This window comes from Myroides sp. C6-3, assembly GCF_050522425.1.
In the GTDB taxonomy this organism is placed as follows: domain Bacteria; phylum Bacteroidota; class Bacteroidia; order Flavobacteriales; family Flavobacteriaceae; genus Flavobacterium.
The window spans coordinates 32,714-39,063 of sequence record NZ_JBMVQP010000034.1 but is presented as its reverse complement, the minus strand read 5'-3'; the positions used below and the strand labels follow the sequence as shown (position 1 = coordinate 39,063).

At 37.2% G+C, this 6,350-nt stretch carries 3 protein-coding genes; all 3 read right to left on the bottom strand.

The annotated features are described in order from the left end of the window. Positions 1 to 485 precede the first annotated feature (485 nt). The 3 genes from ACPDG9_RS13230 to ACPDG9_RS13220 are packed head-to-tail and all read right to left on the bottom strand — an operon-like array spanning position 486 to position 6,342. Positions 486 to 1,364 carry an endonuclease/exonuclease/phosphatase family protein gene (locus ACPDG9_RS13230; RefSeq protein ID WP_430528194.1) on the bottom strand — a complete coding sequence of 293 codons (879 nt, stop codon included), beginning with the start codon at positions 1,362 to 1,364 and terminating at the stop codon, positions 486 to 488. After that, positions 1,358 to 3,109, bottom strand: a complete 1,752-nt coding sequence (locus tag ACPDG9_RS13225) for a RagB/SusD family nutrient uptake outer membrane protein (RefSeq protein ID WP_430528193.1) — start codon at positions 3,107 to 3,109, stop codon at positions 1,358 to 1,360. Before ACPDG9_RS13225 ends, ACPDG9_RS13230 begins: the two co-directional genes overlap by 7 nt. An 11-nt stretch (positions 3,110 to 3,120) precedes the next feature. Further along, on the bottom strand, positions 3,121 to 6,342 hold the full coding sequence (locus ACPDG9_RS13220; protein WP_430528192.1) for a SusC/RagA family TonB-linked outer membrane protein: 3,222 nt from the start codon (positions 6,340 to 6,342) through the stop codon (positions 3,121 to 3,123). Between the last annotated feature and the right edge of the window lie 8 nt (positions 6,343 to 6,350).

The window sequence follows — 6,350 nt, the reverse complement described above, 5'->3', positions numbered from 1 at the left end:
TACCTTTTTCACCACTTCCAAATTATTTATCGCCTTTTTTGAAAAGTATTTTTCAGTTTAAGCGCAACTCACTAGTAGGATTGAAGTTAAGGGAGAAGATTTTTTGAAAGGATTGTGAGGTTTGTGATGGTCTTTTTCGATTTAAGAAAGAATACCATGATGAGAAGATTGTTTTTTTGATCATGACAATCGACACAACTTTACAAGATTCACCTCCTCATCTCCTCCCCCCCTCATCAACTCACCTCCTAGTGGATGAGTCCATAGTGAGTCCATAGTGAGTCCATGATGAGTCCATTAAAACCGTGTTTTTAATAGAGCCAGTATGGATTCACCGTGGAGCTACACTTGACTCTCTAAGAACGAGAGTCACAAAAAGACCAAGCAAAGGGTATCCGAGGAACAAGATTTCTTTGTATCGACAAGCTTTATACCATCAAAAAAGAAGAGGAACTCAATTGCTCCTCTTCTTCCTTTATATATCATTACTTTGTGTATTCTACTTTCATCACTACTGGGAAGTGATCAGAAGCGTAATCATCTTTTACAGTGTAATAGTCAATAACCTTAAATTGTTCTTGTGCTTTTTCATTCATCATCAAATAATCAATCGTCGTTCTCGGTTTACTAGCAGGTGCAGTTAAGGGACAAGTTCCTATACATCCCATCTGAAACATAGTAGATAAAGAATTCCACAATTGATGAGTAGGTGGCATATTTAAATCTGCTCCTATAATAATAGGTTTCGCATTATATGGAGTTAAGAAATTCATCATTTCTCTTAATTGCACTTGTTTACTTCTGTCTTCTAAATGATCAATATGGGTAGAAGCCACGTATATGCTTTTTTCAGGGGCTAGTTCAATTTCTACTAATCCAATAGTTCTCAATTCAGATTTAGTTCCTTCTGCACCTGGAAGGCTATGTTTAACGGCTAATTTTTGTTCTTTTTTAGTCAAAACCGCCACCCCATATTCACCATTCGATCGATTCAATGCTTTAGCAAAGTAATAATTCATATTTGTTTTCTCTCCTAATACCAACGCTTGATCACTTGTTTTTCCTGAACGATCTGTAAATCGATCTACTTCTTGTAGTAAAACTACATCAGGATTCTCCTCCCTAATTATTGCAGCAATAGCATCTAAATCTACAAAACCATCTCCTTTTGAAGGTGGATTAGCAATGTGAATATTATAACTCATCAATGTAAGTGTATCTTTTTGCCCCGTTTGATCGTCTTGATGCTCTTGTTCTTTATCTTTTTCTTTTACTATTCCATTGTCACTTGAATTACAAGCCAATGTAAACATTAAGATAGCTACACCCGCTATTCGATTAATTGCTGTTTTAACTCTTACCATCCTGGATTCTGTTTTAAATTACTATTCATTAATAAATCTTTTTCTGGGATTGGGTATAGATAAAATTTATCCTCCCATTGTATTGGGTCATTCCACAACCATTCTAATTCCCCATGTGTTGTTTCTGACAGGCGCAACCCACCTTTACTTGGGTCGACATTGACGTATTGTACACCTGGAATTTGGTCTTTAGGTTTGCCGATAAAAAATACGACATCCAAAACACCATCACTATTCAAGTCTAAAGGTTCATCTAGTTGTTTGACATACATTCCATTTCTTCCTTTTTCGTATAGTTGTCCCATTTTCCATCGAACTACATCGTCAAATCGAAATCCTTCTAACGCTAATTCGATGGCACGTTCTCTTCTTACTTCCAACAAAACGGGATCTGAAACTTGGGCATAAAAAGTTTGTTGTAGATAAGGATCCACGATTTGAGGCTTGTGGTCACTGTTTTGAATTCCCGCTCTCGCTCTTAATTTTCCAATAGTATTTTGCCATTGTTCTTCAGACATTGCGTTCAATTCTGCAAGAGCCTCTGCATAATTTAACAATACCTCAGCATATCGCATGATAGGAACCACATTATCATTATTTCGCCCACTGTCATAGAACACATCGTCTTTCACCCATTTAATAGGTTGATATCCGCTGTAGGTATAGCTAAATACCGGAGGCGTTAACGTCAAATTCCCTCCCACATTTCTTTGGTATCCTTTAGTGCGAATTAGTTGAGCTAAACGTCCGTCTCTATTTTCGATTTCTTCTACAAAGCTTTTGGTCTTGTAGGATTGATTAGCCGTAAAAGCAGTTCCATCACGATTTAAAAATGTATGAATAAAACTACGGGTAAAACTAATTCGATCTCCATAGGAAGCACTTGTATAGTACCAGTTTGCATCGTGTAACACGCCTAATTCTTTATCATAAGCGTTGACCAATACAAATTCTTCGTTATTGGGTTGATCACTAATAAATAAATCGCGGTACGGTTGTTCTGACTTTGTATTTAAATTATATACACCACTCTCCATGACTAATTCGGATGCTTTCACGGCTTGATGTAACAATTGATCCGCAGTACCAGTTAGATTTAGTTCTGTGTGGTACTTTCTATAGGTTCCTTCAAACAAGGCTATTCTCGCCTTAAAAGCAGCAGCTACCTCCTTAGTAATCAAAGTCTTTGTCGCGTCTTTTGTTGTTTTAATATGATTGATTGCATAATCTAGATCTTTCATGACTGAATCTATGACCACTACTCTTGAATCTCTTGTACCGTATAGTAATGGATCATTTACATCTAGCGTTTTATTAATCCAAGGAACATCTCCAAATCGTTTGACTTTTTCAAAATAAAATAAGGCTCTAAAAAAGCGAGCAATTCCGTTGTAGTGATTTTTCGTCTCTGGATCGATTTGACTAGAGGTATTGTGTTCCAAAAAATAATTGACATTTCTCAATTGTCCCCAGGTCCATCCAGAAGATTGTTTAGGTCCAAAGGCACCAGGTCTAAAGAAGTTAGGTACATCTTTTCGCACAATGAAGTCTGCCATATTATCACCACGGAGAATTTCATTGGTCGTAGGCAATATTTGATAGAAGGATTTTGCGTATAGCTCCAATCCTTTCTCACTGTTAAATACGGCCTCACTACTCACCGTTGACACAGGGTCTTGATCTAATTCTGAACAACTGATGCAGCACAGAAACAAAAAAATATAAAAATAATTTACTTTTGACATACTACTTAATTTTAGAAACTAATATTAATTCCAAAGGAGAGACTCTTTAAGATTGGGTAATTGAATCCATCTCCATAGTTTGTATTTGCAACATCTTGATCAGAAGATCCAATATTTTCAACATCTATTGCACTAGAGCGTTTATAGAAAGGAGAATACGTAAATAAATTTTCTCCTGACACATAAAGTTGAAGTGTTTCTACTCCTAAGTGCTTAGGGAGTAATGGAGCTAAATCATATCCCAACTGAATATTCTTCAAGCGTATATAGGCTACATTTTGCAAATATTTGGTTTGTGTTTGGCGTAAAGTTCCCGAATCAGACCAAGCTAAATATCCCGTATAACGAGGAAAATAAGCATTTGGATTTTCTTCCGTCCAGATATCATCTAATTGTGATTGTAGTGGGTGTCCATAAGGAGCATTGTATTGCCCCCAGAAGGAGTTGGCGCCTTTGCTTGGGTACCAGTCTTGTTTTCCAACTCCTTGGAAAAATGCTGAGAAGAAGAAATTATTCCAATCACCTGATACTTGTAAACCAAAAGTATAACGCGGTAAAGCGTTTCCTATCACCTTTCGATCTCCAGGATTACTTACGGTATTATCTCCATTATCAATGACCCCATCGTTATTTAGGTCTACGAACTTAATATCTCCAGGTCTCCAAACTCCTTGTGCTGTTGAGCTAAAAAGATCTTGATTAGCCGATCCTTTAATCTGGTCTTCTGACGTAAAGAAACCATCTGTTACATACCCCCATATTTCACCGAGACGTTGTCCTTCATAATAGTCATTTAACTTCTGTGTTGGGTTGTTGTATTTTAAGATTTTAGTCGTATTATCTGCTAACGTAAATCGCACATTGTATTTGAAGGGTTTTGCTAAAACAGTAAATTGGTCTCTCCAGTTTACTGTGATTTCCCACCCTTTAGTACGTAAGTCTGCATAGTTTCCTTTTGGTGAACTTGATCCAAAAACAGCAGGAAGTTCAGGTCCTAAAGTGAACATATCTTTCGTAGTTCTCGCGTAAACATCTCCGCTAAAGGTCAAGCGATTATTTAAAAAATTGACATCCAACCCGACGTTTTGAGTGGTCACAGTTTCCCAGGTTAATCCTTTTGGAATTACACCTGGAGCAGAAGTATAATTCGTTAATTCTCCATTTAAGATTCTCAATTCTCTATTAATTGCCAATTGTTCAACAAAAGAATAAGAACGAATATTACCATTTCCTAGGGCTCCATATGATCCTCTTACTTTCAACAAACTAATATATTGAGGGGAGATAGTCCAAAAAGGTTCATTGGATATATTCCATCCAGCAGATACAGATGGGAAGAAAGCGAAACGCTCATTGGAAGGAAATTTAGAAGAACCATCATATCGCCCGTTAAGTTCAAGCAAATAACGATTATCGTAATCGTAAGTAAAGCGATAAAAACCCCCTAATACCGTCCATCTTTCATAACCACCAGACACAATCATCGATTCGCCTGTGGCTAAATTTAGATCATTCGCCTCATCAAACAACAAGCCATTGCGTTGAGAACCTGTACTTTTGAATGTGGACATCTCTTGATTCAGTCCTGCTAAGACATTGAAATTGTGTTTGTTCAATTGATGTTTATACTTTACATAGAAATTGGACGTTAGAAACTCCGTATTGCGATTCATCACACGGTAGTCATTTGTACTAGCTCCTAAATATTGAATAACCCCAGGAGCTTTACTATAAGGAACGGGAACTCTTCTTCTCGTTTCTTCATCGATCATCATTTGATACGTAAAATCCGCATTCACACTTAGTGTTTCTGCTAGTACACTCGCTTTAAAACTCGTGGTGTTCTTGAATAGTTTATTGTTTTTGTCCATGCCATTTTTACCATAGTAAAAATCTCCTACTGTATAAGCGGCCGAATGGGTTAGCGTACCATCGGGATTTAACATTGGACTCATTGGATGACCTTCTGCTACCATATTTCGCCAAATTCCTCCTGCTTCTCCTATATTCAAAGGATTGTGGTATTCTGTTTTTGCAAACGAAAAGGTATTAGAAACATCCAACCACGATTTTAACTTTGAACTTGCGACTCCTCTAAAATTATACATTTTGTAATCGTCTGAATTGTAGCGAAACATTCCCTTTTGGTCGATAATTTGACCACTTAACGAAAATTGACTTTTATCTGTACCACTTGACAAATACAAATTATGTGTTAGAGCATAGGTTTGATCTTTATAGAGTAATTTTTGCCAATCGGTACTGTCATAGTAGATATATTCGCCTGTTAAGGGGTCTATTTCCACTTTGGGTGCATTAGGATCTTTAGATCTTCTTTCCAGTTCCTGCAAATACTCTTGAGAAAACGGCATGGTTTTATTTACATTTTGCGGCGTACTACTGTAGTTATTCCAACTAGCGAAAGCCTCATTAAACATAGAAGCCCAGGTATAACTATCCGTTACAAAATCGGGAATTCGCGTTGGTTTCTTAAAACTCATATTCTGGTTATACGAAATCACAAAATGATCTTTTTTTGGTTTTTTCGTTGTGATTAATACCACACCAAAAGCCCCTCTTGCTCCATAAATAGCAGCTGAAGCAGCATCCTTTAATACAGAAACACTTTCGATATCATTGGCATTTAAAAGTGCAGGATTTCCTTCTACCCCATCAATCAATACTAACGCACTCCCTCCTTGTCCAATCGAAGTAGCTCCTCGAATATTGAAACGGGGCGATTGCGTAGGTTTACCATCTGTGGGAGCGATATTCAAATTTGCCACCAATCCTTGCAACCCAAGGGCAGCATTCGGCAATGGTCTATTTTCTAGCTCACTTCCTTTAATCTGGTCCACTGCGCCAGTTAGGTTTTCTTTTTTCTGCTCTCCATAAGCTACGACTACCACCTCCTCTAACTGTTGATTTTCCTCTTGTAAGAAAACATGTAGTTCTTTTCCTTCTTCAAAGGCAACTTTTTGGGTACTATACCCATACATCGAAATCTCTAACCAACCTTGTTTGGTTGATGTAGAAATTGTAAAACGTCCTTCTAGATCCGTAACTACTGTTTTAGAAGAAACCAGGTCCTTAACCATTGCTCCAGGCAAATGACCATCTGAAGCTTCTACTTTTCCGTTGATGGAAACTACTTGTACTTGTGCATATCCACTCGTTAAGAGCAGAAGAAATAAAGTAAAAACGATATGCTTTATATAGGTAAGTTTTTTCATTTTTTTCA

What these genes read in the sequence shown, in the direction of transcription:
- ACPDG9_RS13230 (WP_430528194.1), bottom strand. Translation starts at nt 1,364, where the DNA reads ATGGTAAGAGTTAAAACAGCAATTAATCGAATAGCGGGTGTAGCTATC.
- ACPDG9_RS13225 (WP_430528193.1), bottom strand. Translation starts at nt 3,109, where the DNA reads ATGTCAAAAGTAAATTATTTTTATATTTTTTTGTTTCTGTGCTGCATC.
- ACPDG9_RS13220 (WP_430528192.1), bottom strand. Translation starts at nt 6,342, where the DNA reads ATGAAAAAACTTACCTATATAAAGCATATCGTTTTTACTTTATTTCTT.